Raw genomic sequence first — 26,677 nt, forward strand, 5'->3', positions numbered from 1 at the left:
CCCCGCAGACGCTGAAGGCGTCGAGGAGGCCCCCCGAAACCGCCCGCGGAAAGCGAAGCCGCCTGGAACGGAAATCAACAGACTAGTTTAATGTAGCAAACAAAAAAGACTGTCGATTTAAAACCCGAAATCCTTCGGATTTGTCGACAGTCTGAGACGAGCGGACACTCCGCTCGTTTTTTACTTTTGTTTTTTCAACATTATGACAACCCAACAATCTTCAAAGGCATAAACTTTTTAACGACCAAACTTTGAAATTTAGTCGCATATCACGCTATAATAGTTAAGGAACTGAACATTGATTTCGGAATAAAATGCGATATAGGTAATTTTTATAGAGGTGAAGACAATGGAATTAGCAGAAATTCGTAATGAACTTGAAAAATCAGCTAAGAAATTAGCGGACTTTAGGGGGTCTCTTTGACCTTGAGAATAAAGAAGCAAGAATTGCTGAATTAGATGATGAGATGCTTCAACCTGATTTTTGGAACGATCAGCAGGCTGCACAAACCGTCATTAGTGAGGCAAATGGATTAAAGGATCAGGTCAATGAATTTTATGATCTAAATAGCAGCTTTGAAAATTTGGAATTGACCTATGAACTTGTCAAAGAAGAAAATGATGAAGAATTGCGTGGAGAGTTGGAAGAGGAACTCGGGCAGCTAACAGCGCGTTTGAGTCAATTTGAACTACAGCTTCTTCTTAGTGAGGAGTATGACAAGAATAATGCCATACTGGAACTTCACCCGGGTGCGGGCGGTACGGAATCACAGGACTGGGGCTCGATGCTGCTGCGGATGTATACTCGCTGGGCGGAGAAAAAGGGCTTTAAGGTGGAGACCCTTGATTACTTGCCCGGAGATGAAGCGGGGATTAAGAGTGTAACGCTTGCGATTAAGGGGCATAATGCGTACGGCTATTTAAAAGCGGAAAAAGGGGTCCACCGTCTGGTAAGGATTTCTCCATTCGATTCCTCAGGCCGTCGTCATACGTCTTTCGTTTCCTGTGAAGTCATGCCTGAACTCAATGATGACATTCAAATTGAAGTCCGGACAGAAGATTTAAAAATCGATACCTATCGGGCGACAGGTGCGGGCGGACAGCATATTAACACGACCGATTCGGCCATCCGGATTACCCACTTGCCAACAGGTGTGGTGGTTACATGTCAAGCGGAACGTTCACAAATTAAAAACCGCGAGGCAGCCCTAAAAATGCTAAAAGCCAAGCTGTATCAATTGGAAATTGAGAAACAAGAGCAAGAGCTTTTGGAAATACGAGGCGAACAAAAAGAAATCGGCTGGGGAAGTCAAATTCGTTCTTACGTTTTCCATCCATATTCGATGGTGAAAGATCACAGAACCAGCACAGAAAGCGGGAACGTTCAGGCAGTTATGGACGGGGATTTGGACCAGTTTATTAATGCGTATCTCAGATCAAGAATTTCATAAATTGGACATATTTATAGCCTTTGCCGACTAATTCGGCAGAGGCTTATTTTATTGAAATCATTTGCCTTCTCTATGATATCATCACTAACCTCTCTAAGACCTAATAAAAACCACTTAACTGGCAAATGCTAAGAGGAAAATTTAATCCTTTACCACGTCAACTTACTGCCATTTACACCAATATTTACCCATGCTATACTCACTTTCGGTTATATAGAAAGTATATAAATTTTGAGGAGAATAGCTTTATGAATATCTTAAGCAATTTAACACTTACCTATCCTAAAACGAGAATAGCTATCGATTATCTATTTGTATTAATTGGTGCGGCAATCATTGCATTAACCTTTAATGTTTTCTTACTTCCCAACCAAGTAGCCTCAGGTGGAGTAAGCGGTATTAGTACGATTCTAAAAGCAGTGCTCGGGTGGGAACCGGCCTATGTTCAGTGGGCTTTTAATATCCCCTTATTTATAGCTGGTGTAGTTTTATTGGGAAAGCAGTTTGGTGTGAAAACCCTAGCGGGAACGATTTTTTTACCATTAGTCGTTTTTTTTACAAGGAATTTAGATCCTTGGACAAATGATGCCCTCCTTGGGGCTTTGTTTGGGGGAATTGGTGTCGGACTTGGACTGGGCATTGTTTTTAGAGGAAGAGCATCGACAGGCGGAACGGACCTGGCAGCGCAAATTATTCATAAATATACAGGTTTTTCTCTAGGACGATGCGTCGTCATAATCGATGGTTTAATTGTGCTTGCTGCTGCGATTGTATTTGATATTGAAAAAGGATTGTATGCATTGATTGCTCTTTATGTAACAAGCAAAACCATCGATCTAATTCAGGTCGGTTTCGGCCGATCAAAAATGACAATGATTATTACGGGTAAACAAGAAGAAGTTCGTGAGGGAATCTTGAATAAAATTGACCGTGGTGTGACAAAACTATCAGCATATGGTGGTTTTACTGACCATGAACGACCAGTTCTAATGTGCGTGGTTGATCAATCAGAGTTCACAAAATTGAAACAATTGGTCAGAGCACTTGATCCATCTGCATTTGTCGTTGTTATGGATGCTGCTGAAGTGCTTGGTGAGGGTTTCAAACGGCCATAGGATTGGTATAATAGGGCAATGATGGTAATATTTTCTGAAGGGGGTAACAACGTGAAAAAGAAATTGCTTACATTTTTGATGGGAACTGCATTAGTAATGGGGCTGGCTGCCTGTGGAGGCGGAGATAAAGACACAAGTAAAGACACAGATAAAGACACTGGAACGGAAACAGCAAGCAGTGATGAAGCAGCGAAGATTTTTGATCAGAAATGCTCCAGCTGTCATGGCGGCGATCTAACAGGTGGTATGGGACCAAATCTTACCAAGGTTGGCTCAAAGTATTCTAAGGACGAAATATTGAATATTATTAAAAATGGTAAAGGGCAAATGCCTGCAAAAGTAATAACTGGCGATGATGCTAACAAAGTTGCTGAATGGCTTGCAGCGAAAAAATAATAGACTCGGGAAGCGTTCTGTTTTGAAAAAACAGGACGTTTTTATTTTACCCTAAATGAGAAATTTGTCGGGTTTTGTAATTCTTTGAAAAGAAACTGTAATATTTTTACCGCTTTTTTTAACAATTTATGATGTTATAATAGAAATATGCGAAATTATGCACATATTTTTTTGTTATCCGAGTCCATTTTGCAAATAAAAAAGATTATTGTCGAATAAAATTCGAAATGTCTTTAAATAAAGGTGATAAAAAATGATAGAACTACAAGATGTTTATAAAAAGTACCCAAATGGAGTTTCGGCCATTAATGGGATAGACGTCCGGATCAACCAGGGCGAATTTGTCTATGTTGTTGGACCAAGTGGTGCCGGAAAATCGACATTTATTAAAATGATGTATCGTGAGGAAGTTCCGACTTCTGGGACCATCACTATGAATGGTGTGAACTTGGCCAAATTAAAAATGAAAAAGGTCCCGATTTTCAGACGGAATCTTGGCGTTGTTTTTCAGGATTTTAAGCTGCTTCCGAGATTAACTGTTTATGAAAATGTTGCCTTTGCCTTAGAGGTAATCGAAGCCCAGCCGAAAGTGATCAAAAAACGAGTGATGGAAGTTCTTGATCTTGTTAACTTAAAGCATAAAATAAAAATGCTGCCATCCGAGCTTTCAGGCGGAGAACAGCAGCGTGTTTCGATAGCTCGTTCGATTGTCAATTCCCCGAAAGTCGTGATTGCGGATGAGCCTACTGGAAACCTTGACCCTGAAACATCATGGGAAATTATGAAAATATTTGAAGAGATTAATTCAAGAGGAACGACGATCGTTATGGCAACCCATAACCGAGAGATTGTTAATACATTACAGCAACGAGTAATTGCCATTGAAGGCGGTAAAATCGTGCGTGATGATGAAAGAGGTGAATACGGTTATGAAAATTAGAACCATTGGCCGTCACTCACGAGATAGCTTAAAGAATATCAGCAGAAATGGCTGGATGACTTTTGCATCGGTAAGTGCTGTTACTGTTACCCTGATTTTAGTTGGTGTCTTTTTCGTTATTATGATGAATCTTAATAGAGTAGCAGAAACGATAGAAGATGACGTGTCAATTCGCGTTCATATTGATGTCGCTGCAAACGCTCAAGATCAGCAAAAACTTAAAACTGAGATTGAAAGTATACCTGAAGTAAAAAGTGTCACCTTCTCCTCGAAACAGCAGGAACTAGACAATTTAGTAAATAGTCTTGGGGAGGAAGGAAAGTCCTTTAAACTTTTTGAACAGGATAATCCTTTAAACGATGTCTATATTGTAAAGACGAAAAAACCGACAGATACGATGCAAGTAGCAAAACAAATCCAAAACTCTACTTATGTTGCCAAAGTCAAATATGGTCAGGGCAAGGTGGAGAAATTATTCAAGTTTATTAAAGCAAGCCGCAACGTCGGAATTGTATTAATTATCGGCTTATTCTTCACGGCTATTTTCTTAATCTCGAATACAATCAAAATTACAATTATTGCAAGACGTAGAGAAATTAAGATTATGAGGTTAGTAGGTGCAACAAATACGTTCATCCGTTGGCCGTTCTTCTTAGAAGGACTATGGCTGGGTGTAATCGGATCAATTTTACCAATTATCCTAATTTCCATTGCCTACTACCGTGCTTATGATTATATTGGTCCGCGGCTTGAAGGAACTTTCATTAAAGTACTTCCATTTGATCCGTTCATGTATCAAGTTTCCGGCATTCTTATTCTTATGGGTGCTCTGATAGGAATTTGGGGAAGTTTAATGTCTGTTCGAAAATTCTTAAAAGTATAATCCAGTTCAGGAAGGATGGTACCCGTATCCTTCCTAATTTAATGTTATCCGACCTATAACTAGGATAGACGCATGAGTCCTTCAAAATGTGCCGTGCAGCAGCATTCGTCATAATCAGGTAAACATGAATTTACCTGTACATAGAGAGGTAGGAGGAGAAATCGGAAATGAAAAAATCAGTAATCACCATCACCGCTGCACTAGCGGTCGGACTAGGAACAATATTTGGCGGAGTTTCTGTTAAAACAGAAGCTGCATCAATCTCTAGTCTAAAAGGTGAACAAAATAAAATACACGAGAAACGTTCTAATATACAATCAGGTATCAATCAAGCGAATGATAAGATCAACACCTTAAAAGGTCAGCAGGCGGACGTAAAGAGTGAAATGAAACGCCTTGACTTTGCGATTGAAGATACAACCACAAAAATCGCCGATAAATCCAAAAAGATAACAGATACAAAAGCGGAGGTTTCGAAACTTCAAGCGGAAACAAAGGTGATTAAAGAGCGAATTAATAAGCGAAATGTCCTTTTGAAGGACAGGGCCCGCAGTTATCAGGAAAATGGCGGGATGGTCAATTATTTAGATGTGTTAATGGGATCCACCAGCTTTAGCGATTTCATTGACAGGGCCAATGCAGTTGCCACGATCGTGCAGGCTGACCAAGAAATTATTAAGCGGCATGAGGCCGATAAACAGGAACTCGCACAGAAACAGGCGAAAGTAGAAAAAGATCTAGCTAGTCTCGAGCAGATGTTAGCAGAATTAAAAACTATGAATCAGCAATTAAATGTACAAAAGAAAGAAAAAGATAAAATGTTAGCAAGCCTTAAAGACCAGGAAGAAGAAGTCCATGAAGGCATGATGGAATTGAAAGAAGAGGAGCAACTTCTTGCTGCTCAAGAGGCCGCGATTCAAAAGGCCATTCAAATGGAAAAAGCAGCTCAAGCTAGAGCCGCAGCAGAAGCAAAAGCAGAAGCGAAAAGAAGCAGAACGACAAACTCAAACAGTGGAAATGATAGTGGTCCTAAATCTGACAGCACACCTAATGTTACGAGCGGAGTTTGGACCCAGCCGGCTTCTGGATATCGTAGTTCTGGTTTTGGCGGCCGTGGGGATGGGAATCACTATGGTGTCGATATTGCCAATGGGACGAAGGTACCAATCGTTGCGGCGGCCAATGGCGTGGTGATTAGATCCTATTATTCTAGCACGTATGGAAATTGTATTTTTGTTTCACACTCGATTAATGGACAAGTGTATACAACTGTTTATGCTCATATGACCCAGCGTTATGTTGGCAGCGGGGCAAGTGTGAAAAAGGGCCAAAAGATTGGTCTGATGGGGAATACGGGTGCCTCAAGAGGGCAGCATTTGCATTTTGAACTTCATAAAGGACCATGGACACAGGATAAACGTTATGCCATCAATCCTGTCGGCATTGTTCCATTACCATAATAATTGGAGAAGCCTCGGGCTTCTTCTTTTTTTTATACCTTTCAATCATCATATCTCGTCCACTCTTTACATATATGTAAATAATCGGGCAGGAATTTGGTGCCTTTTTAGAAAAATAGATAGGACAGGCATTTTTAACTTGAGGAGGACCTGAAATGAATCGTAGATGGATTGCCTTATTGATGACGGGTTCGCTCCTGACAGGGGCGGGGGGCACATACGCAGGCATGCAGTTATTAAATCATAAAGATGGCAGTAATCAACTCGACCTAGTGAAAACCCCGAATGATAATGGGGTTAGTTCGGCGGAAAAGGTTGGAGACCTAGAAAAAGTGGAGAATGCCTATGATCTTATTTCAAGCAGGTATGTTGAAAAAGTAGATCAGGAAAAGTTGGTAGAAGGTGCGATTCAAGGGATGTTATCTGTCCTTAAAGATCCGTACTCTGTCTATATGGACAAGGAGACTGCCCAACAATTCACTCAAACGTTGGAATCCTCATTCGAAGGAATCGGGGCTGAAGTCGGCATGGTCGATGGGAAAATTGTGATCGTCTCTCCGTTCAAAGGTTCTCCTGCTGAAAAAGCAGGCATTAAGCCAAATGATCAAATTTTAAAGGTCGATGGAAAAAGTGTGGAAGGGCTGGACTTGAATAAGGCAACCCTCAAGATTCGCGGGAAAAAAGGGACGAAGGTTCAATTATTAATTGCGAGAAAAGGGTTGAAAGATCCATTGTCCATTGATGTCACACGTGATGAAATTCCTCTTGAAACGGTCCATGCATCTATTAAGGAACATGATGGCCAAAAAATTGGCTATATCGAACTAACTTCTTTTTCAGAGGATACAGCTGCTGATTTTGAAAAGGAATTAACCGCCTTAGAAAACGATCATATTAAAGGATTGGTTATTGATGTACGAGGAAACCCCGGCGGCCTCCTTGATAGTGTTGGCGAGATATTAAAGGAATTTGTCCCGGAGAATAAGCCATATGTCCAAATTGAGCAGCGAAATGGCGATAAAAAACGATACTTCTCCAATCTTACGGAGAAGAAGAAGTATCCCGTGGTTGTCCTTGTTAACAAAGGCAGTGCCTCCGCATCCGAAATTCTTGCCGGTTCCCTACAAGAAGCGGTTGGTTACCAACTTGTTGGAGAAACTACCTTCGGAAAAGGCACCGTTCAGCAGGCTGTGCCGATGGGGGATGGAAGTAACATCAAGCTGACGTTATTTAAATGGCTGACTCCAGATGGAAACTGGATTCATAAGAAAGGGATCGAACCGGATGTAGCTATTAAACAACCTGCGATTTTCTCCACCCATCCGATTCAAGTGGAAGAGACATTGGAAGAGGATATGAACAATGAGCAAGTGAAGAATGCCCAAGAAGTGTTAGCAGGCTTAGGATTCGCCCCAGGCCGGACGGATGGTTATTTTAGTAAAGAAACGACGATGGCCGTTAAAGGATTCCAGCTCCAAGCAAACCTGGACCCAACTGGAAAAATTGGTCCAGAGACCGCATCCAAACTTGAAGAAGCAGCCATTGCGGAAATGAAAAAAGAGAAAAACGATCTGCAGTTACAAACCGCATTGCGATTAATAACGAAAGAGTAAAGCAGGGGCTAAGGCCTCTGTTTTTCTTTTATATCAAATTATATAATTAATTGTGATTCTCTGAATCCAGCTTCAGCGCTTTTTTCTTGATACAATATTATTACCATTTTCTAAAAACTAGCAATATGTTTTATGGTGTTAATTTGGTAAAATACACTTTAGGAGACTTTTCCATAATAGATTACTAGAAATTTTTAATAGAGGCAGGTGACAGGAATTGGTGCAAATATGGCTTGTAGAACTTCTGAAAGGGACAGGCAAGTTATTTCTTCATCCTGTTTTATACTATCTCGTTTTCCTTGCAGCGATTTTAGGCGTAAGGAGGGTGAAACGTGAGCGGAAAAATTTCCATATTCGGGCACATGATGCCTATTTCGAACTTCGACAGTTATTTCCGCCAGGCATTTTAATAGGTCTTGTGATTTCAGTAATTGTTATTGCGGCAGGAATCACGGTTCCATTCGCAACGATTCTGCTAATTGCTGGATTTACATTTTTGTGGTCACTCACAACAAATGTCCGCTGGGTTTCGCCTGCCTACACGATGGGGGCAGCCTTTTTCTCCATCATATTGATCGCGGAAAATCATTGGTCGATCCCGCTTTTCTCGAAGTCGTTTGCGGCATTAAGTGACAAGATCTATCCTTCTATTGTTGTTTTGCTTGGGTTGATGCTAATCGCAGAAGGGATGCTCATCCTTAAAAATGGAAGTTTTGGGACATCCCCTAAACTTGCTAAAAGCAAACGCGGTCAAAATGTAGGTTTACATGAAGGTAAGCGTCTCTGGATGCTGCCAATCTTCTTACTTATTCCAGGTAATGCGCTGCAGCTTCCCTTTGACTGGTGGCCCGTTTTCCATTTGGGTGCCAAAGAGTACTCGCTGATTTTTGTTCCATTTGCGATTGGGTTTCATCAACAGGTCAAAGGAATGCTTCCTAAGATTGCGATTGAGCTTCATGGCCGCCGGGTAATTCTCCTTGGAGTGTTTGTGACAATTCTTTCTGTTCTAGGCTATTGGTTCCCGCTCAGTTCGATTGTAACCGCTGCTCTGGCTGTTCTCGGCCGTGAGTTTATTATTTTACTCGCTGGCATGAAGGATGATAATCTCCCGTTTTATTTCTCCAAAAAGAATCAGGGCCTGATGATTATCGGGGTTATTCCCGAGTCACCCGCAAGTAAAATGGATTTACAGGTGGGTGAAGTGGTTACGAAAGCCAATGGCGTCTTGGTACGTGATGAAAAGGTGTTTTACGAAGCACTGCAAAAAAACCGAGCCCATTGTAAACTAGAGGTCCTCGACACAAACGGAGAAATCCGTTTCGTCCAACGCGCCCTATACGAAGGCGACCACCACGAACTAGGCATCCTCTTTGTACAGGACGATCGTAAATATGATGTTGGTGCCTGACACCAAAAACCACTTAGCCATCTGTGCTAAGTGGTTTTTTTATGGTTTTTAGAAATAATTAATAATATCTTTGTAAAATCTAAAGTTAATTCGATTGACAAGAAACCATAAATATTATATTATTACTTTGAATTAAAGATATATTAATTAATAATACTTTATTTACTAATACTTTAATTAATAATATCTTGGTAAGGATGTTTGTAGGAAAAAATCCTATAAACAAGCGTTTTGTTTATTCCAGAACACTACGTATTTTTCATATAAATAATTTTTTATAGGTGGTGTTGAAGATGGGTTTTTTAGGTAGACTATTTGGTGATTCAACAAAGGAGGAAAAAACAATGACAAAATTAAACATTGGGATTATTTTAGGCAGCACACGTCAAGGACGGGTTAGCCCGCAAGTTGGGGAATGGGTGAAAGGAATTGCTGACAAACGCGGCGATGCAAACTATGAAATCGTGGATATCGCAGACTTTAATTTACCATTCTTAGGTACAACAGACGGTTCAGAACCAGGAATCGCACAATGGAATACAAAACTTGCGGAATTAGATGGCTTCGTATTCATTGTTCAAGAATACAATCACAGTATTACAGGTGCATTAAAGAACGCCATCGACTTTGCACGTGAGGCTTGGTATAACAAGGCAGCAGGTATTGTTAGCTATGGTTCAACCGGTGGAGCACGTGCTGCTGAACATTTACGCGGCATTCTTGCAGAACAAAAAGTAGCGGATGTTCGTACACATCCAACCTTGTCATTATTCACAGACTTTGAAAACGGCAGTGTTTTCAAACCAGCTGAATTACACCTTACAAATGTAAATGCTATGCTTGATGAAGTTAACCAATGGAGCGGCGCATTAAAAACAATCCGCTAAAAATGAACAGGGGAGAGATGATTACTGATCATCTCTCCCCTTATTTTTGTTATAGTTTTCGGTATTTTTTCAAAGAGAAAATATTCAACACAATGAAAATCGCTGCGAAGATGAGTAACGCCAAGAGGTCACCGCTTATCTCACTAAAACTTAGCCCTTTATACATCACACCTTTTAGGGCGTCCCCTGCATAGTACATCGGCATAACCTTTGCAACTGCCTGTAACCAATCGGCCATCCCTTCCAGCGGAAAGATTCCTGCGAAAAATATTTGTGGAATCACGGCGATTGGGATAAATTGAATCATCTGAAACTCAGAAGCAGCAAAGGTTGATAAAAGGATTCCAAGGGAGAGAGCAACCAATGCGAGAATTAAATTGATGAGAAGCACATTCCCAATCGACCCGACCAGAACGATATCTAATACATTAATAGAATAGAATACCACAATCATGGTTTGGATGACTGCAAAAATACCATAGCCTACCAAGTACGCGGTAACGATTTCCCATCTCCGTATCGGCGTGGCCATCAATCTTTCCAAGGTCCCCGTTGTCCGCTCACGCAATAAACCAATACCAGAAATAATAAAGACAAAAAAGAAAACAAAGAAGCCAACTAATATCGGGCTTAATACATCAAAAAAGACGGTGTCAGCATCTCCATATACATAATCAATATCGACGCTTGGCTGCACCAAAACCGCCGCAGCCGGATTTTGCTGAATTAACTTAGCTTGACTTTGGGCCGCGACCGCTTGGCTGACTTTCATCTGCAAGCCTTTCGCTTTTGACGGGTCGTTATTTTGCAAGGTTAATTTCAAACGTCCATTCTCTTGTTCTAATAATCCATCAAGGTCGTCATTTACCACCGTTTGAAAATTGACTTTTTCATACTGTTTCACTTGAATGTCTGCCTTTTTCAATACGCTGACAAGATTACCATCCACACCCGAGACCCCTAATTTAGGATCGACGGTGTTGCCGTTAAATAAAAAGTACATCAAGGTCAGAATGAGCAGTGGTGCCACAAACAACAATGCTAAGGTGCGTTTATCCCGAAACATCTGCCGGAAGATTCGTTTAACTAACGCGAACACTCTCATGATTGTTTCACCCCAGCCTTCAGGAATACCTCATCGAAATCATCGGTATCGTATAACGCTTTTAATTCATTAGGTGTACCGCTTGTTAAAATCCGTCCATCGCGAACCATGGCGACATAATCGCATTTCACTGCTTCATCCATAACATGGGTAGTGACGATGATTGTTTTTTGCTCATCATTTTTCAAGCGGAGGAATTCTTTCCAAATCGACAATTTCAATTCGGGATCAATTCCGACTGTTGGCTCATCTAGGATTAAGATTTTTGGGTCTTGAATTAGTGCGATTGCCAAAGATAAACGACGTTTCATCCCTCCAGAATAAGCTGCTACCCTTTTGTTTAAGTCATTGGTGAGGTTAACTAAATTGGCGACATACTGTAGCCGTTTTTTCTGCGCTTCTTTATTCAACCCAAATAGGGAAGCGAAAAACTTTAGATTCTCCTCTCCTGTTAATTCACCATACAAGGCATCTGCTTGGGCCATATAGCCAATGTCTTGAAGTAAGGAAAGGTTCGGCATTTTTTTATTTAACACGTGAATGGAACCTTTATCCGCCTTTTCCATGCCAACAATCATTTTGACAAGGGTGGTCTTTCCGGCGCCAGAAGGTCCAATCAAACCGAATAACTGCCCTTTTTCGATCGTTAAGTTGACCTCATTTAAGACAGTCTTTTTTCCAAAACTTTTACTGACGCTTTCTACATTAATGGTTGAATTCATCAATCATGCCTCCTAGGATGGCTATTATGATTTCATTTTACAACGCATGTGGATATAAGCAATAAACAAAAAACAACAATGTGTTGATTATCAGTCACAGGGCAACAAAGTGTATATTTATTTTCGAAAAAAGATTGCACGTTAATCATCAGTCAAATTTGGTTTAAGACCAAGAGCGTTTCTCGGTCCTAAAAATGTGATACGCGAAAGGATCATCGCTATTTCTCGTGGAGATTTTTCCATCCCGCTTTCTAACCAATGCTGAATCACACCGAGGTGGGCGGAACTGACATAAGCGAAAAGATAATCCACCGGGACAAGCAAATGATCGGTATTTATTTTTGACATGATATTTTGATAAAAGGTTTGTTTAATGAAATCTTTTAATTTTCCTTGAAATGATGCATCTCCATTAGGGCCTAGTATTACTTTCATGAAGCTCGAATTCTCTTGGAAAAGTTCAAAAAGGGTAATAATGAATGGAAAAGGTTCATCTGCCCGATTAAAATTCATGAAATCGAGGGGATTTATTTCTTGCGCGATTTTTTGAATATCGGTTAAGATCTCTGCTTCGCTTTGCTCCAATAAATCATATTTATCATGGTAATGTAGATAAAATGTTCCACGATTAATCTCTGCTTTTTGTGTTAAATCTCGGACGGTAATCCCTTCAAATCCTTTTTCCTCCATTAACTCTGTAAGAGCATCACGAATCAATCGCTTTGTCCGTACAATTCGCTTATCCGTTGGTTTTTCCAACATTCCTATTCCTCCCCAAAAATTTTTTTTAGAAAAAATAAACGTTTTATTCGTTTGTGTTAAGTAATAGACAGATAGCTTTTTATTGTTGATTGCCTTTCTTAATAAACGAATTATAATATACACAATGAACATTAATCAACATTGTGTTTAATTTTATGTAATGCGTATTTTCCCAAGTTTGAAAAGCACAAAATAGGGATTTTTTAGTATATTTGGAAGCATGGCTGTTAAACCTAAAGTGGGAAATTCTTATCCATGAAAGGTGGTTCAGCCATGATTATTAACTTGCTGAATGGAATTGAGTTTCAAAATCCTACTCTTTTTAATCTAGATGGAGCAGCCGCGCTTATTTTTTATTTCACCGTTTATTCGTTTTTAGGCTGGCTCCTTGAAAACAGCTATAATTTTATAACGAAACGGGAATTTTTTAAGCCGAATTTTCTCTTTGGACCATTTAAACCGATGTACGGCATTACCCCTGTGCTCTTGGTCTATTTAATTTCACCAGAAACAAGTGGGGGAGTAGTCCTATTTATTTGTTTCTTCATCCCAACTTTGGTGGAATATTTAACAGGAGCGCTTCTGCAAAAGCTTTTTAACCGGAAATGGTGGGATTACAGCGACACCCCCCTGCAGCTTCATGGTCATATTTGCGTCCCCTTTTCAATAGCCTGGATGGTGCTGTCGCTGCTATGTATTAAATGGATCCATCCGGTAATTGTCTCAACATACGGGAATGTGGAACCATATTGGGCATGGGTCTGGTCAGCGATAGGATTGTATTTCCTAGCCGATCTAGTCTTAGCGATTCGCAAACATTCGCTGCAAGAACTATTGACAGAAAAAGCAAATAATCAAATTTAATAGGTGCCTGACACCAAAATCTTATAAAACTCCTTCCATCAAAATGAAGGAGTTTTTGACGTTAACTAGGAATCTTTCATGAACCTAGAGATCGACGAAAGATTAAAATTCAATGAAAAAAAGAAAACTAAGCAAAAAAAGTGCTAAATTGAATGAGTTGGATCTTAGAGAGAGATAGTTCGTTATACAAATATGTAAATTTTCGGCCAAGGCTAATGAATGAAAAAGGAGGGATGACAATGAAACAGCGGATTTTAATTGTAGAGGATGAAAAACAGATCGCCAAGATATTAAGGATTGAACTCGACTATGAGGGATATGAAGTAATGGTGGCGTATGACGGGAAATCAGGTTTGCAGGCAGCCTTGAACGAAAAATTTGATTTAATTTTATTAGATGTTATGTTGCCTGAGATGAATGGCATTGAGCTGTTAAGAAAACTAAGAAAAGAGAATAACCTAATCCCAGTAATTTTATTAACAGCACGTAATACGACAATGGATAAAGTTACCGGACTCGATCAAGGAGCCAACGATTATATTACAAAGCCATTTGAAATTGAGGAATTATTAGCAAGAATTCGCTCATGTCTTCGTCAAAATTCCATTGCGGTCAAGGCCGCACAAGCGGATGACTCCTTATTAGCGGTAGGAGATTTAACCGTTAATCTTGATACACGAGAGGTGATAAGAGGGGAGACTTCGATCACGTTAACTCCCAAGGAATTCGATCTACTCGTGTATTTACTATCCAATAAAAATAAAATTGTCACACGGGAAAGCATCCTTCTTGATGTTTGGGGATATGAATATGAAGGGGAAACAAATGTTATTGATGTATTTATCAGACATTTACGCAAGAAGATTGAAGAGGGTTTTTCAGACCCGACGATTATTCAAACGGTAAGGGGAATCGGTTATACCGTAAGGGAGAATTAAAGAAATGAAGATTACCACAAAAATTAATCTAATTACCACAGCTTGGATTATCTGTGTGTTACTTGCTGTGAATGCGGTGGTCTTTTTTTCATTTATGAAGATTACTGTCAATATGGAAGATGGTGAACTGTTTCAAAAGGCTGATTACTTGATAAATGAAATAAACAAGGAAGATTCCCAGTCTGTTATTAAGGAAAAATTAACCCCTTATCTAACGAATCAATCGTTTATAAGGATTGTTCAGCCGGATGCGAAAATAATGAATCAAGTAACAAACGATCCGCAATTGGCTGCGATAATAAAACCGAAATTCACTAGCGAAAAGGGTACTCAAAGGCGGACCATTCGACTTAATCATCAAGAAGAACAATTTGCGATTGTCAGGGTGCCGATTCAATCACATGGACAAGTTGTAGGAACACTGGAGTTTGGAGAGAAACTAGCCGGATTAGAAACGGGAAAAGATTTATTACTTTCCATTCTTGCGTTTTGTACGATTTTAGGAGCGGTATTATCACTGCTCGGGGGCAGATGGCTGTCGAATCTAATTATGAGGCCGATTTCTAATATGATTAACACCATGGAGGATATTGAAAAAAGTGGGATTCCGAAGAAAATCATCATCCAACATGAGACAAAGGATGAATTGCAAAAATTGGCGGTAACGTTTAATCGGATGATTGGCCGATTAGAGGCGAATCTCGAAAAACAGAGGCAATTTATCTCTGACGCCTCCCATGAATTAAAAACCCCGCTCACGGTAATCAAAAGCTATGCTGACCTCCTTCTTAGACGTGGATTACAAAATGAAGAGGTTGCCCATGATGCGATTGAATCGATTCATTTGGAAGCTACAAGAATTCAAAAGATGACCGAGCGGTTTTTGGATTTAGCTGATACAGAATCAGGAAATCATTTAGAAGCAAAATCAATTAACGTAGTAGCCTTGTGTGAGCTTATTTTTAAGCAGCTTAAAAGCGCCTATAAAAGAGAAATCATCCTCCATCATCAAGAACCTGACATCTCAGTTGTAGCCGATGAAGTCAAATTAAAACAAGCAATTATTATCTTAATCGATAATGCTATCAAATACAGTAAAGATAGAATCGATGTGTATTTAAAGGAAAAGGAACAATGGACAATCATTACGGTTAAAGATTACGGAATTGGCATCCCTGAGTGTGAAATAGAAAATGTCTTTGAACGTTTTTACCGGGTGGACAAAGCCCGAAGCCGGGAGACAGGCGGGACAGGTCTAGGGTTGTCGATTGCAAAAAATATCATGAAGCAGCACCAAGGTGAAATTATCGTAAAAAGTACTGAGGGAGTGGGGACAGAAGTGGAGTTGTTCCTGCCTAAGGAAAGATGGAAAGGAAATGTTTTTGAGTGATTAAAATATTGATTGTGAGTTTTATGCTTTTATTCATTTTGTTCCTTATCTATGCAATAGTACCAACCATCTTCATTCGAATGAGCGGACGGAGAATCGTTAAAAGGATACATGCTCCGGCAATCGCCATTACGTTTGATGATGGTCCCAATCCTGAATATACACCACAATTGCTTGATTTATTGAAAAAGTATGGGGTAAAGGCCTCCTTTTTTGTGGTGGGCAGCAAAGTGAAAGCCTACCCTGACATAATCAAGCGAATGTGTCAGGAGGGGCATACGATTGGCATTCATCATTATAACCATATTTCTAGCTGGATTCTCACGCCCTTTCATTTCAAGAGGCAATTACAAATGACAGAACAGGCCATCCATCAAATCACCAATAAAAAAGTAATCTTCTATCGACCACCGTGGGGAAGCTTTAATCTTTTTAGCTTATTTTTGAGTAAGAGATTTAAAGTGATTATGTGGTCGCATATCTTTGGTGATTGGAAGGCAGCGAAAGGCAAATACGGTCTGCTTAATCAACTGCTCCAAGCGACGGAAGCAGGTTCCGTGTTGCTGCTTCATGATTGTGGGGAAACATGGGGGGCAGATAAGCTAGCGCCCTATTATATGCTAAAGTGTTTAGAAATTTATTTACAGGAAAATGTTAAAAAGGGAACAAAATTTATTGCATTAGAAGAAGTTACCTTTTAGAGGCTGCTATGAATGTAGAGACAATAATAAATTATATTAATATATATGGTTACTTTGTCATTTTTCTTTTTTTATTGTTTGGGATTATCGGTATTCCTGCTCCGGAAGAATCGCTGCTCTTTTTAATCGGTGTGCTGAGTTTTCATCATCAGCTCTCATTGGGGCTGGCCATGCTGTGTTCCATTCTTGGGGCATTTACTGGAATGCTGGCCGCTTATTCAGTCGGAAAATTTGTAGGGTTCCCGTTTATTAAAAAGTACGGAAAGTATGCAGGGATTACTAATGACCGTTGGGAAAAGGTAACTGGTAAATACACGACAAATGTTCGTAAAACCATCCTGATCGGTTTTTATCTGCCAGGTATCCGGCAAATAAGCCCATATTTTGCTGGGATCAACAACATTCCATTTCGGAGGTTTTTGGTTTTTTCCATGATAGGCACTTTCCTCTGGACCATTCCTTTTATTGTTGGGGGTTATTTTGCGGGGAAAGTATTTCATATAAATCCAGACTATGTTCCATATGTAGGAATTGCATTTTTCTTTCTTTTTTCGTTATATATGATCTTTAAGTATATAAAGGGGAAAAGAAGGAATTACCTAAATAGACACACAAATAAAACCTGAAAAGACATCTTTTCGGGCTTTTTGCCTTTTTTCAACCAAACTAAAAAAAAGCTGAAGGGAAGATTAAAAATCCATTAAAAAGCCAGTTTTTCTAGAAATGAGTGATACAGTGGAAGGGTCATTTAGAAATTATTATTTTTTAAGGATGATTTCTAGTAGAACAGGAGATGGAATAAGTGAAGAAGATTTTGTTTTTACCACTCTTACAAATGCAGTCGGGCCATCATCAAGTCGCTGAGGCATTAATGGACCTTTTTAAACATCATACAGATGACATTAGTTTGAAAAAAATTGACTTATTGAGTTATACAAATAAATCGTTAGAAAAAGTGATCACAAAGGGCTATTTAAATTGGATTCGATACGCACCGGACACCTATAATATCGCCTACAAGAGCTTTTTTTACGTACCGCCAACAAAAAAACAGGCCTTTAAATGGTATCAACCGCTCTTTCTGAAGAAAATGGAGCAATTAATAGCAGAGGAAAAACCAGATTTACTTGTTTGTACGCATGGGTTCCCTTCCTATCTTCTAAGTAAGTTAAAAATGAAGGGGAAATGCGACATACCGATTATTAATGTCTATACCGATTTCTTTATTAATAGTGTTTGGGGAAAAGAGGGAATCGACCTCCATTTCCTCCCTAGTCAAGAGGTCAAAGAAAGACTCAGCACAAGATATCAAATTCCAGATCAACAGATGATTGTTACGGGGATTCCTGTCCATGAAGAAATTTCGAAAACCGTTAAGCGAAAACAACCCAAGGATGGTCGGCCCAAAATCTTATTATCTGGCGGGAATAGCGGGTTAGGCGGGCTTTTAAAGTTAGCTGAGGAATTAAAAAGCTCCTCAAACTTAGAGTTCTTGGTTCTGTGTGGGAAAAACAAGAAGCTTTATGATGAAATCCTTTCGTGGGATTTAGATCATATTAAACCACTAACCTATCTTTCTTCCCGCTCAGAAATGAATTTACTTTATGAAGAAGTTGATGCGATTGTCTCAAAACCAGGAGGAGTCACCATAAGTGAAGCAATCCGAAAAAGACTGCCGATCTTTGTTCATTCCGCACTTCCTGGGCAAGAGGAAATAAATCTTCAATATTTAAAACGTAAGAAGCTCGTATTTGAGCTTGACCATCAATCTTCATTGGAAAAGCAATTTCTAAGTGTATTAAAGGATCAGAATAGAATGAATCACTGGGAGCATGCGGTCGATTCTTACCAGCAGGGAATAAAGCTGGACAAGCCAGAAAAAATCGTGGAGTTATTCGCAAACATCCTAGACCAAAAAAAGAGTGTCAGGCACTTGGGATTCGTTAATTATTCATCACCGTTACGAATTTAAGATAGCGGGAAAACATGAATGAGGAGGTTAAGTTAAGTTGTCTAATTTAGACTATAGTATTTTTCAAATCATCAATCACCTAGCCATCAGTGAGCGATTTTTAAATCCATTGATGATTTTTTTAGCAGAAAAAGCAGAGTATTTATTTTTCGCAGGAATTATTTTTTATTGGTTTTATCGTAAATCACATAATCGGAAAATGGTCGTTGAAGCCATTTTGGCTGCTTGTGTTGCATTAAGTATAAATGGAGAAATCGGCCACTTCTTTTACCGGAGTCGTCCTTTTGTCGCCCATCATGTAAACTGGCTGATTCCTCATGCGAAAAACGCCTCGTTTCCAAGTGACCACGCGACAGCAGCATTCGTAATTGCAACAGCCATTTGGATTTGGAAAAAACGGGACGGCTGGATGTGGTTAGTTTTAGCTGCAGGAATTGCTTTGTCCCGTGTTTGGACAGGAGTACATTATCCACTAGATGTGGCAGCAGGAATGTTGATCGGGGCAGGAGTGGCATTTGCCGTCCATTTCTTACTAATTCGATTCAAGGAATTAAACAAGGTTATCCTTTGGTTAATTGAGTTCTATGAGAAAATGGAAAGTAATTTTTTTAAAAAGACACCCCTTGCAAGAAAACGTTAGAAGGAAGAGCCACATGGTTCTTCTTTTTGTCATATAACAGTAAAAAAATCATAAAATCTAAAGTTATCTGTTCGCTTTAAATAGTGTAGGGAGGGGATTTCATGTTCTATGCGATGTGGCTGGAAGGTCAATTGTTGTGGAATATGCCATTATTAGCCTGCCTCATTTGCCTAGCCGCCATTTATGTATATGTAACAGCATCTTATACAAATATCAAATTTTATCAAAAGCAGCCCCTGCTATATTTCCTCAGTTTAGGCATCATGTACTTAACCTTTGGCAGTCCATTTGAAACAATTAGTCATCTGTCGTTTAGCTTGCATATGCTTCAAATGAGTATTTTATATTTTATTATCTCCCCTTTATTTGTATTAGGGATCCCGGATGCTTTAATCCAGTCCCTTCGAGAACATTCCCTAACAAAACGAGTCAGCAAGTACGTATTGCCTTCAAAAGCCGCCTTGTATGCGTTTGGGGCGATGTTCCTAATGTACCATTTCCCAATCGTATTAACATCTCTAGCCCAAACCTCCATTGTTCATAATGGATATTTATTTGTACTGCTGCTCCTATCTTTTCGGATGTGGCAGCCAATCACCGTCCCTGACCCGAAGAAGGAGCATTCACATGAACAGAATAAACGTTATCTTTTTCTTAGCGGTCTAGTCATTATGCCTGCCTGTTTGCTATTTATTATCACTGCTTTCATAGGTGGAATGAATAATCCTCTTCTATCTGAACTCACCGCAAATCTCTGTATCTCACCTTCCCAACTAAGCCAATTAAGCTCCCTTGATATTCTACCATCAACATTTAACACAAGACTTGATCAAATGTTTGCGGGAATCCTGATGTTAGGAATGCATAAATTTGGAGTAGTCCTGACCGTTCGTCTTGGCAGAAAAACGAAAAGCGGGGCTGTAGCGGGGGTTGTGGACTGAACTCCATAGCCTCTATTTATTGAGGATACTTTCCAAAGTTGTTCAATATATTCTGCGATAATTTTGGGAATGGTATGTATGGGGAGAATTTACAGGACGGCAGGGGGGATTGTTATTTATAAAAAACATGAACGGAATCTCATTTGGCTGGCCTTTATTGTGGCCTCTATTATGGGACTATCGATTATTGGACGGCTGTTTTCAGGATAAGAGAGGTGGTAAGTGAATGGGAAATGAAGAGGCCGTATTTTTTAGCCGTGTACTGACAGAGTTAACCTTGTCCTTTCACATTATCTACGCAACCATCGGCGTCGGCATTCCGATGATGATTATGATTGCTCAATGGGTTGGGATCAAGAAACAGGACGAACACTATATTTTATTAGCACGAAGATGGACAAGGGGATATGTGATTACCGTAGCTGTTGGTGTTGTAACCGGGACTGCAATCGGGTTGCAGCTTTCACTCCTATGGCCCAACTTTATGCAGTTAGCTGGAAATGTCATCGCGTTGCCGTTATTTTTGGAGACCTTTGCTTTCTTTTTTGAAGCCATTTTTTTAGGTATATACATATACACATGGGATCGTTTCGAAAACCAGAAAAAACATTTGCTCCTGCTCATTCCCGTGGCATTAGGGGCCTCATTTTCAGCTGTCTTTATTACGATTGTGAATGCATTCATGAATGCGCCGCGGGGCTTCGATGTAGTGAATGGTCAGCTCGTGGATGTGAGTCCCATTTTGGCAATGTTTAACCCGGCCATGCCAACAAAAGTTGCCCATGTTGTTGTCACCGCGTATATGACTGCCGCCTTTGTCCTCGCTGCGATTGGTGCCTTCCGGTTACTGAGAGGTTCCAATTCTACGTACCATAAAAAAGCCTTGTTTCTAACCATGAAACTTGGATTCGTCTTTTCAGTAGCCACCGCTCTTTTAGGAGATTTCTCCGGGAAGTATTTAGCTGAATACCAGCCGGAAAAACTAGCTGCGGCTGAGTGGCATTTTGAAACGGGAAAAGGTGTGCCGCTCGTTCTTTATGGTGTGCTTGATGATGGGGAAGTGAAATATGCACTGAAAATTCCTTTTGCACTCAGCATCTTGGCCCATGAAGTCCCAAATGCAGAAGTAGTCGGGCTTGATCATTTTCCGAAGGATGAAGTGCCGCCGCTCTATATTCATTATTTATTTGATACAATGGTAACCATCGGTATGTGGATGACCCTGCTCTCATTCTTGTATGTCATAGGTAGATGGCGTCAATGGCGATTTGTTTTATCCCGGTGGTTTCGCTGGCTGATTGTGCTTGGTGGTCCTCTTTCTATTCTAGCAATTGAAGCTGGATGGTGGCTCGATGAGGTCGGCCGCCAGCCATGGATTTTACGGGGAATATTACGGACAGAACATGCCGCAACAACAAGTAATCAAGTCGATCTTATGCTGGTGTTATTTGCTGGCCTTTATCTTGTCCTTGGTGTGGGCAGTGTAGTTGTCCTGTGGCGGATGTTCCGGAAGAATACAGTGGAACAGGAATTGGCCGACAGAGCCGCCGAGAAAGCAGGTGATGTGTAATGACACTCGAAATCATCGGTATTTCCGCACTGGGTCTGTTTTTGTTCGGATATATTATCATTGCATCGATTGACTTTGGGGCAGGATTTTTTAACGCATTCAGTACATTAACTAGAAAACAACATATTTTAACGAAGATCATTCAACGCTATTTATCGCCTGTCTGGGAAGTCACGAATGTGTTTTTAGTGTTTTTCTTCGTCGGGATGGTTGGTTTTTTTCCAAAAACAGCCTATTACTTTGGGACCACCCTGCTCGTACCGGCAAGTATCGCAATTATTCTACTGGCGATTCGAGGGGCGTATTATGCGTTTACGACCTACGGAGGGCTCAGACATAAGCGGTACACTATTTTATATGGGCTAACGGGATTATTCATTCCTGCGTCGTTGTCGAGTGTCTTGTCCATTTCGGAAGGCGGCTTTGTGAAAATTGAAAATTCGGCACCGGTCCTCGATAATTGGGCATTGTTTACGAGCCCATTATCATGGAGTATTGTCGTACTAAGTCTAACGGCAGTGTTATATATATCCGCTGTATTTTTGACTTGGTATGCCCATCATGCAAAGGACGAGGCAGCAACGAATCTGTTGCGGAAATATGCACTTAGCTGGGCCGGACCAGCTATTATTACGGCTGCCGGGATTATTTTTGAAATGAAGACCCATAATCCTGAACATTATCAGCGTTTACTTGACCTCTGGTGGCTGTTCGGGTTGTCGGTTGTTTTCTTTGCGGGAACGGTTTATTTAATTTGGAAGCGGCGATCCTATGGGCTGGCATTCTGGCTATTGGTGGGGCAATTTGCCCTTGCCTTCCTTGCCTACGGTGCATCCCATTACCCATATTTACTATATCCGTATATCACCCTGTACGACAGCTTTACCAATCAATCAATGGCAATTGCCTTGATTGTGGCCTTTATTGCAGGGCTGGGATTACTCCTCCCGTCTTTGTACCTGTTGTTAAAATTGTTTTTGTTTAACAAAGAATATGTCCAAGGAAATCGGAATGATGAACATGCGTAAGGGGGGAATGTGATGGATGATTTTTTGATATTTTATGCCCCGTTTCTGGTCATGTTTGCATCGATTGGCGTGGCGTTTTGGGTGGCACTAAAGGATGGTTTGGTAGAAAAATAAAAAAACGGCTGAGCGATCAGCCGTTTTTTGGTAAGTAAAGGATTATTTCAGACTACGTTGTAAAAAGGCCTTTGTCCGTTCATTCTTCGGGTTCGTAAACAGCTCTGCAGGCGAACCTGATTCAACAATCTCCCCGTTATCCATAAAGATAACTCTATTTGCAACTTCCTGGGCAAAGCCCATCTCGTGAGTGACGACAATCATCGTCATGTGTTCTTCCGCCAAATCCTTCATGACTTTCAACACCTCACCCGTCAATTCAGGGTCTAAGGCAGAAGTCGGCTCATCGAAGAGCAGAATTTCTGGATTTAACATGAGTGCCCGGGCGATGGCTACACGTTGTTTCTGTCCGCCTGATAGTTTTGCCGGATAGGCATTGGCCCGGTCAGCAAGACCAATTTTATCAAGGAGTTCACTGCTTCTTTTTTGAATAGCAGCAGCCGATTCTTTCTTCAGCATTTTAGGGGCAAGTTCCAAATTCTCTTTCACGGTAAGGTGTGGAAAGAGGTTGAAATGCTGAAAAACCATCCCCATTCTTGCATTAATTTCTTTTAATTCTTGCGGATTTGCGTAAATGCCATCTTTCACTAAATGCTTTCCAGAAACAACAATGCTTCCAGCATCTATTTTTTCCAGATGGGCCAAACTGCGGAGCATCGTACTTTTTCCTGAACCAGATGGACCGATTACCGCAACAACATCATTTTTATGAACATCAAATGTAATATTTTTTAAAACATCTAGGTTTCCATATGATTTTTTTAGGTTAGATATTTCAATAACAGGCATCTTCACCGCTCCTTCTTATTCAAATTTGAACCGTTTTTCGAGCCCTTTAAAGACCATGGTTAACAGAAGCGTCATGATCAAATAAATAATTCCAGCGACGAAGAATGGAACAATGGTAAAGTCACGATTGACTGCTGTTTGCGCAAAATGCAGCAATTCAGGAACGGCAACCGCATAGAGGAGGGCGGTATCTTTCACTAACGTCACCGATTCGTTCGCAACGGATGGAAGGGCAATCCGGAACATTTGCGGCAGGATGACCCTCGTTAAGGTCTGCCATTTATTTAAGCCAAGGACTTGTGATGCCTCATATTGGCCTTTATCAATCGCAAGCAGCCCACCGCGGAAGATTTCAGCAAAATAAGCGGCATAGTTCAAGATGAAACCGATACAGGCAGCAACAAAGCGATCCAATACTAAATATTCACCAACCACTGGAATCATCGGCAGCCCAAAACAGATAAATAACAATTGAAGTAGCAGCGGTGTTCCACGCATCACATAAATATAGCCTTCTGCAAGCAAGGAGAGTGGTTTAAAACGGCTGCCGACAGCTAGCGTTAAAACAAACCCGAGCGGAATGGACACGACAATGGCAATCAAAAACAAGAGGATGGTCATCTGTGCCCCTTCGAGCATCGGTTTTAGTATGGAAATTAGATAATCAATAGACATTTGATTTCCTCCAAAAGCAAAACAGGGTTCCCTATGGAAATCCTGTTCGCTCTATATTCGTTATTAGTTTAATACTTTATTTTCGCCAAACCACTTTTCCGAAATTTGGGCAGCTGTGCCATCCTCATTCATCTCGTCGAGTGCTTTTTGCAGGTCTTTCAGTAAGTCTTCATTCCCTTTTTTAACGCCAATTCCGTATTCTTCAGGAGCTAATGATTCATTAAGAATCTTGAAGGCTTCGTTTTCTTTTGACATATAATAATCAATGACAACTTCATCAATTACGACTGCATCCAACCGGCCGCTCTTTAAATCAGTTAAAGCTTGGACATTATCTGAAAACTCGGTTACAGTCTTTATCTTTGCTTTGATTGGTGAAGCATCTAAAGCATCCGATGCGGAAGATAGTGTTTGCAGGCCGACTACTTTACCTGCTAAATCGTTTAATTTAGTTAGCTTTGAATCAGCCATGGTCACAACCACTTGGGCATTTTTTAAGTATGGCTTTGTGAAAAGAACTTTCTTTTTACGTTCATCTGTAATAGTGTATCCGTTCCAAATGAGGTCAATTCTTCCACTGCTAAGTTCAGCTTCTTTTGTACTCCAATCAATCGGTTGGAACTTTACCTTTTTCCCCATTTTTTTGGCTGCTGCACTGGCATAATCAATGTCAAAACCAACAATCTTGTTATCTTTATCCCGGAACCCCATTGGAGCAAATTTATCATCGATCCCAATGACCAACGTGTTGTCCTTTACTTCAGTCGTTTTCGAGGAACAACCCGTAAGGATGGAGAATAATGCTGCTATGACTAAAACAATCGTTGATATACGTTTCATATTCATACTACCACCTTATCTATTAATAATTTACTTTAGCACGTTACCGTATTATTACACTAACATATTATAACGCTATAACATTATTGAATACAATAGCTCTGTTAATAGTGGGAAAATTAAAAATTTTAATCAAGGAAACGAACGCTTTCTTTTTAAATGAATAATGTGGAAAATGATTGACAATCAAACCACCATTTGAATATCATATAATCAAATGGTGGTTTGAATGATGACGGTCTCTTCGGGCGGTTATACCGGCCGTTTTAGAGGCATACATCAAAATATTAAGAATAGAAAACACTAGCGTTAATCGTAATATTTTCGATTTAGAAAAAGATAAATAAATGAGCCACTCTAATCAGAGAGCTCGGGGGGGATTAACATGGGTCATCATCATCATGGTCATTCACATGGCCATTCGCACGGACATTCACATGGTCATTCACATACGAGTAATAAACATGCATTGTTGAGTTCCTTCCTATTAATTGCAGCCTTTATGATCGTGGAAGTAATTGGAGGACTGTTAACAAACAGTTTGGCGCTCTTGTCAGATGCAGGGCATATGCTGAGTGACGCGGCCGCACTGGGGTTAAGCTTTTTTGCCATTAAGCTCGGTGAGAAACAGGTATCGCAGGAAAAGACGTATGGCTATAAACGCTTTGAAATTATTGCTGCAGCCCTGAACGGCTTAACACTTATGGTTATTTCCATCTATATCTTTTTTGAGGCGTTCCAACGCTTCTTCGATCCTCCACAGGTGCAAAGTACTGGAATGCTGATGATATCTGTGACGGGGCTGATTGTAAATATTATCGCTGCTTGGATATTAATGAAGGGTGACAAGGACGAAAACCTGAATGTCAGAAGTGCTTTCTTGCATGTCCTAGGAGATATGCTGGGATCGGTGGGCGCCATTGTTGCTGCATTATTGATTATGTTTTTCGGCTGGGGGATTGCCGACCCAATCGCGAGTGTCATTGTTGCTGTCTTGATTCTCCTCAGTGGGTACAGGGTGATGAAGGACTCGTTTCATATCTTAATGGAGGGGGCGCCATCACAGATTGATATTAGTCATGTGAAAGAGGAACTTAAAAAGATCCCATTCGTAAAGGAAGTCCATGATTTGCACATTTGGACAATTACCTCTGGGTATCCCGTCTTGAGCTGCCATATTTCCATACTAGATAACGGTGTTCATGATGACATCCTCTCCCAATCCCAAAAGATTCTTCACGATCAATTTCACATCGAACACAGCACCATCCAAGTAGAAAAAGAAGCAAACGGCTGCCCTAGCCCGCATGGGACATGTAATTAAATAATACATCCTTCCCAAAAACCTATCCGCAAACCAGATAGGTTTTTTTCTTTGCGTGTTTGTTCATTTTCATTTAGGATTAGATTGGTTATTTTTTCTTTATTAGTTAAAAATAACATGAATATGACAGATGAGTTTTCAGCTAGGAG

At 40.3% G+C, this 26,677-nt stretch carries 28 protein-coding genes; 22 read left to right on the top strand and 6 right to left on the bottom strand.

Annotated features, from left to right (window positions below):
• The first annotated feature begins 349 nt into the window (after positions 1-349).
• The 9 genes from prfB (at position 350) to COJ96_RS07200 (ending at position 10,153) form a co-directional block, all read left to right on the top strand.
• Positions 350-1,451 (top strand): peptide chain release factor 2 gene (gene prfB, locus COJ96_RS07160; protein ID WP_098572275.1). Its coding sequence is split into 2 segments (ribosomal slippage): positions 350-421 and positions 423-1,451, totalling 1,101 coding nucleotides; the frame shifts between segments, so codons are not numbered across the junction.
• Between the two features lie 248 nt (positions 1,452-1,699).
• The gene (locus tag COJ96_RS07165; protein ID WP_098572276.1) at positions 1,700-2,566 is read left to right on the top strand and encodes a YitT family protein; all 867 of its coding nucleotides are present in this window, start codon (positions 1,700-1,702) and stop codon (positions 2,564-2,566) included.
• Positions 2,567-2,617: 51 nt separating this feature from the next.
• Positions 2,618-2,962, top strand: a complete 345-nt coding sequence (gene cccB / locus COJ96_RS07170; protein WP_218936502.1) for a cytochrome c551 — start codon at positions 2,618-2,620, stop codon at positions 2,960-2,962.
• Positions 2,963-3,215: 253 nt separating this feature from the next.
• Positions 3,216-3,902 carry a cell division ATP-binding protein FtsE gene (gene ftsE, locus COJ96_RS07175; RefSeq protein ID WP_098572278.1) on the top strand — a complete coding sequence of 229 codons (687 nt, stop codon included), beginning with the start codon at positions 3,216-3,218 and terminating at the stop codon, positions 3,900-3,902.
• The gene (gene ftsX / locus COJ96_RS07180; protein WP_098572279.1) at positions 3,892-4,785 is read left to right on the top strand and encodes a permease-like cell division protein FtsX; all 894 of its coding nucleotides are present in this window, start codon (positions 3,892-3,894) and stop codon (positions 4,783-4,785) included. The genes ftsE and ftsX overlap by 11 nt, the downstream gene beginning before the upstream one ends.
• 167 nt (positions 4,786-4,952) lie before the next feature.
• Positions 4,953-6,245: a murein hydrolase activator EnvC family protein gene (locus tag COJ96_RS07185; protein WP_098572280.1), complete on the top strand. Its 1,293-nt coding sequence runs from the start codon at positions 4,953-4,955 to the stop codon at positions 6,243-6,245.
• Positions 6,246-6,400: 155 nt separating this feature from the next.
• The gene (locus COJ96_RS07190) at positions 6,401-7,858 is read left to right on the top strand and encodes a S41 family peptidase (protein WP_098572281.1); all 1,458 of its coding nucleotides are present in this window, start codon (positions 6,401-6,403) and stop codon (positions 7,856-7,858) included.
• Positions 7,859-8,075: 217 nt separating this feature from the next.
• Complete coding sequence (locus tag COJ96_RS07195; protein WP_098572282.1) at positions 8,076-9,266, top strand: PDZ domain-containing protein; 1,191 nt, start codon at positions 8,076-8,078, stop codon at positions 9,264-9,266.
• 293 nt (positions 9,267-9,559) lie between these two features.
• Positions 9,560-10,153, top strand: coding sequence for an NADPH-dependent FMN reductase (locus COJ96_RS07200; protein ID WP_098572283.1), 594 nt, complete (start codon positions 9,560-9,562; stop codon positions 10,151-10,153).
• A gap of 49 nt (positions 10,154-10,202) precedes the next feature.
• On the opposite strand, the gene COJ96_RS07205 is transcribed toward COJ96_RS07200, so the two are convergent.
• From COJ96_RS07205 to COJ96_RS07215, 3 genes are all read right to left on the bottom strand, one after another.
• Positions 10,203-11,258, bottom strand: coding sequence for an ABC transporter permease (locus tag COJ96_RS07205; RefSeq protein WP_098572284.1), 1,056 nt, complete (start codon positions 11,256-11,258; stop codon positions 10,203-10,205).
• Positions 11,255-11,980, bottom strand: a complete 726-nt coding sequence (locus tag COJ96_RS07210) for an ABC transporter ATP-binding protein (protein WP_098572285.1) — start codon at positions 11,978-11,980, stop codon at positions 11,255-11,257. Before COJ96_RS07210 ends, COJ96_RS07205 begins: the two co-directional genes overlap by 4 nt.
• A gap of 141 nt (positions 11,981-12,121) precedes the next feature.
• Complete coding sequence (locus COJ96_RS07215; RefSeq protein ID WP_098572286.1) at positions 12,122-12,742, bottom strand: TetR/AcrR family transcriptional regulator; 621 nt, start codon at positions 12,740-12,742, stop codon at positions 12,122-12,124.
• A 273-nt stretch (positions 12,743-13,015) separates the two neighbouring features.
• On the opposite strand from COJ96_RS07215, the gene COJ96_RS07220 reads away from it, so the two are divergent.
• From COJ96_RS07220 to cydS, 12 genes are all read left to right on the top strand, one after another.
• On the top strand, positions 13,016-13,606 hold the full coding sequence (locus COJ96_RS07220) for a putative ABC transporter permease (RefSeq protein ID WP_098572287.1): 591 nt from the start codon (positions 13,016-13,018) through the stop codon (positions 13,604-13,606).
• A 239-nt stretch (positions 13,607-13,845) separates the two neighbouring features.
• On the top strand, positions 13,846-14,544 hold the full coding sequence (locus COJ96_RS07225) for a response regulator transcription factor (protein WP_098572288.1): 699 nt from the start codon (positions 13,846-13,848) through the stop codon (positions 14,542-14,544).
• Between the two features lie 4 nt (positions 14,545-14,548).
• A complete protein-coding gene (locus COJ96_RS07230) occupies positions 14,549-15,934 on the top strand; it encodes a sensor histidine kinase (RefSeq protein ID WP_098572289.1) in 1,386 nt (461 codons plus the stop codon).
• Positions 15,931-16,635 (top strand): polysaccharide deacetylase family protein, encoded by a 705-nt coding sequence (locus tag COJ96_RS07235; RefSeq protein WP_257148458.1) that lies wholly within the window; start codon positions 15,931-15,933, stop codon positions 16,633-16,635. Before COJ96_RS07230 ends, COJ96_RS07235 begins: the two co-directional genes overlap by 4 nt.
• An 8-nt stretch (positions 16,636-16,643) precedes the next feature.
• On the top strand, positions 16,644-17,261 hold the full coding sequence (locus COJ96_RS07240; protein WP_098572290.1) for a DedA family protein: 618 nt from the start codon (positions 16,644-16,646) through the stop codon (positions 17,259-17,261).
• A 176-nt stretch (positions 17,262-17,437) separates the two neighbouring features.
• Positions 17,438-18,607 (top strand): MGDG synthase family glycosyltransferase, encoded by a 1,170-nt coding sequence (locus COJ96_RS07245; protein ID WP_098572291.1) that lies wholly within the window; start codon positions 17,438-17,440, stop codon positions 18,605-18,607.
• A 37-nt stretch (positions 18,608-18,644) separates the two neighbouring features.
• Positions 18,645-19,247: an undecaprenyl-diphosphatase gene (locus COJ96_RS07250; protein WP_257148459.1), complete on the top strand. Its 603-nt coding sequence runs from the start codon at positions 18,645-18,647 to the stop codon at positions 19,245-19,247.
• Between the two features lie 101 nt (positions 19,248-19,348).
• Positions 19,349-20,188, top strand: a complete 840-nt coding sequence (locus COJ96_RS07255) for a cytochrome c oxidase assembly protein (RefSeq protein ID WP_098572292.1) — start codon at positions 19,349-19,351, stop codon at positions 20,186-20,188.
• Between the two features lie 78 nt (positions 20,189-20,266).
• Positions 20,267-20,398 (top strand): hypothetical protein, encoded by a 132-nt coding sequence (locus tag COJ96_RS29180; protein ID WP_257148460.1) that lies wholly within the window; start codon positions 20,267-20,269, stop codon positions 20,396-20,398.
• A gap of 16 nt (positions 20,399-20,414) precedes the next feature.
• Positions 20,415-21,758 carry a cytochrome ubiquinol oxidase subunit I gene (locus COJ96_RS07260; protein WP_098572293.1) on the top strand — a complete coding sequence of 448 codons (1,344 nt, stop codon included), beginning with the start codon at positions 20,415-20,417 and terminating at the stop codon, positions 21,756-21,758.
• Positions 21,758-22,786 (top strand): cytochrome d ubiquinol oxidase subunit II, encoded by a 1,029-nt coding sequence (locus COJ96_RS07265; protein ID WP_098572294.1) that lies wholly within the window; start codon positions 21,758-21,760, stop codon positions 22,784-22,786. Before COJ96_RS07260 ends, COJ96_RS07265 begins: the two co-directional genes overlap by 1 nt.
• A 12-nt stretch (positions 22,787-22,798) precedes the next feature.
• Positions 22,799-22,900: a cytochrome bd oxidase small subunit CydS family protein gene (gene cydS, locus COJ96_RS29585; protein WP_373561666.1), complete on the top strand. Its 102-nt coding sequence runs from the start codon at positions 22,799-22,801 to the stop codon at positions 22,898-22,900.
• 42 nt (positions 22,901-22,942) lie between these two features.
• On the opposite strand, the gene COJ96_RS07270 is transcribed toward cydS, so the two are convergent.
• The 3 genes from COJ96_RS07270 to COJ96_RS07280 form a co-directional block, all read right to left on the bottom strand.
• Positions 22,943-23,689, bottom strand: a complete 747-nt coding sequence (locus tag COJ96_RS07270) for an amino acid ABC transporter ATP-binding protein (RefSeq protein WP_098572295.1) — start codon at positions 23,687-23,689, stop codon at positions 22,943-22,945.
• A 15-nt stretch (positions 23,690-23,704) separates the two neighbouring features.
• Entirely contained in the window at positions 23,705-24,364 is a 660-nt protein-coding gene (locus COJ96_RS07275; RefSeq protein ID WP_098572296.1) for an amino acid ABC transporter permease, read from the bottom strand.
• A 63-nt stretch (positions 24,365-24,427) separates the two neighbouring features.
• On the bottom strand, positions 24,428-25,204 hold the full coding sequence (locus COJ96_RS07280; RefSeq protein ID WP_098572297.1) for an amino acid ABC transporter substrate-binding protein: 777 nt from the start codon (positions 25,202-25,204) through the stop codon (positions 24,428-24,430).
• A 385-nt stretch (positions 25,205-25,589) separates the two neighbouring features.
• Here COJ96_RS07280 and COJ96_RS07285 point away from each other — a divergent pair, with 385 nt between their 5' ends.
• Positions 25,590-26,528, top strand: a complete 939-nt coding sequence (locus COJ96_RS07285) for a cation diffusion facilitator family transporter (protein WP_098572298.1) — start codon at positions 25,590-25,592, stop codon at positions 26,526-26,528.
• Positions 26,529-26,677: the final 149 nt, after the last annotated feature.

The sequence above is a fragment of the Bacillus sp. AFS073361 genome (assembly GCF_002567005.1).
Classification (GTDB): domain Bacteria; phylum Bacillota; class Bacilli; order Bacillales; family Cytobacillaceae; genus Neobacillus.

Excerpts from the sequence above, each read along its gene's own strand:
- COJ96_RS07165 (WP_098572276.1), top strand. The coding sequence starts at position 1,700 with ATGAATATCTTAAGCAATTTAACACTTACCTATCCTAAAACGAGAATA.
- COJ96_RS29180 (WP_257148460.1), top strand. The coding sequence starts at position 20,267 with ATGGGGAGAATTTACAGGACGGCAGGGGGGATTGTTATTTATAAAAAA.
- COJ96_RS07200 (WP_098572283.1), top strand. The coding sequence starts at position 9,560 with ATGGGTTTTTTAGGTAGACTATTTGGTGATTCAACAAAGGAGGAAAAA.
- COJ96_RS07230 (WP_098572289.1), top strand. The coding sequence starts at position 14,549 with ATGAAGATTACCACAAAAATTAATCTAATTACCACAGCTTGGATTATC.
- ftsE (WP_098572278.1), top strand. The coding sequence starts at position 3,216 with ATGATAGAACTACAAGATGTTTATAAAAAGTACCCAAATGGAGTTTCG.
- COJ96_RS07275 (WP_098572296.1), bottom strand. The coding sequence starts at position 24,364 with ATGTCTATTGATTATCTAATTTCCATACTAAAACCGATGCTCGAAGGG.
- COJ96_RS07225 (WP_098572288.1), top strand. The coding sequence starts at position 13,846 with ATGAAACAGCGGATTTTAATTGTAGAGGATGAAAAACAGATCGCCAAG.
- COJ96_RS07215 (WP_098572286.1), bottom strand. The coding sequence starts at position 12,742 with ATGTTGGAAAAACCAACGGATAAGCGAATTGTACGGACAAAGCGATTG.
- COJ96_RS07270 (WP_098572295.1), bottom strand. The coding sequence starts at position 23,689 with ATGCCTGTTATTGAAATATCTAACCTAAAAAAATCATATGGAAACCTA.
- COJ96_RS07210 (WP_098572285.1), bottom strand. The coding sequence starts at position 11,980 with ATGAATTCAACCATTAATGTAGAAAGCGTCAGTAAAAGTTTTGGAAAA.
- ftsX (WP_098572279.1), top strand. The coding sequence starts at position 3,892 with ATGAAAATTAGAACCATTGGCCGTCACTCACGAGATAGCTTAAAGAAT.
- COJ96_RS07285 (WP_098572298.1), top strand. The coding sequence starts at position 25,590 with ATGGGTCATCATCATCATGGTCATTCACATGGCCATTCGCACGGACAT.
- cydS (WP_373561666.1), top strand. The coding sequence starts at position 22,799 with ATGGATGATTTTTTGATATTTTATGCCCCGTTTCTGGTCATGTTTGCA.
- COJ96_RS07185 (WP_098572280.1), top strand. The coding sequence starts at position 4,953 with ATGAAAAAATCAGTAATCACCATCACCGCTGCACTAGCGGTCGGACTA.
- COJ96_RS07255 (WP_098572292.1), top strand. The coding sequence starts at position 19,349 with ATGTTCTATGCGATGTGGCTGGAAGGTCAATTGTTGTGGAATATGCCA.
- COJ96_RS07205 (WP_098572284.1), bottom strand. The coding sequence starts at position 11,258 with ATGAGAGTGTTCGCGTTAGTTAAACGAATCTTCCGGCAGATGTTTCGG.
- COJ96_RS07265 (WP_098572294.1), top strand. The coding sequence starts at position 21,758 with ATGACACTCGAAATCATCGGTATTTCCGCACTGGGTCTGTTTTTGTTC.
- COJ96_RS07260 (WP_098572293.1), top strand. The coding sequence starts at position 20,415 with ATGGGAAATGAAGAGGCCGTATTTTTTAGCCGTGTACTGACAGAGTTA.
- COJ96_RS07240 (WP_098572290.1), top strand. The coding sequence starts at position 16,644 with ATGAATGTAGAGACAATAATAAATTATATTAATATATATGGTTACTTT.
- COJ96_RS07280 (WP_098572297.1), bottom strand. The coding sequence starts at position 25,204 with ATGAAACGTATATCAACGATTGTTTTAGTCATAGCAGCATTATTCTCC.
- COJ96_RS07220 (WP_098572287.1), top strand. The coding sequence starts at position 13,016 with ATGATTATTAACTTGCTGAATGGAATTGAGTTTCAAAATCCTACTCTT.
- COJ96_RS07190 (WP_098572281.1), top strand. The coding sequence starts at position 6,401 with ATGAATCGTAGATGGATTGCCTTATTGATGACGGGTTCGCTCCTGACA.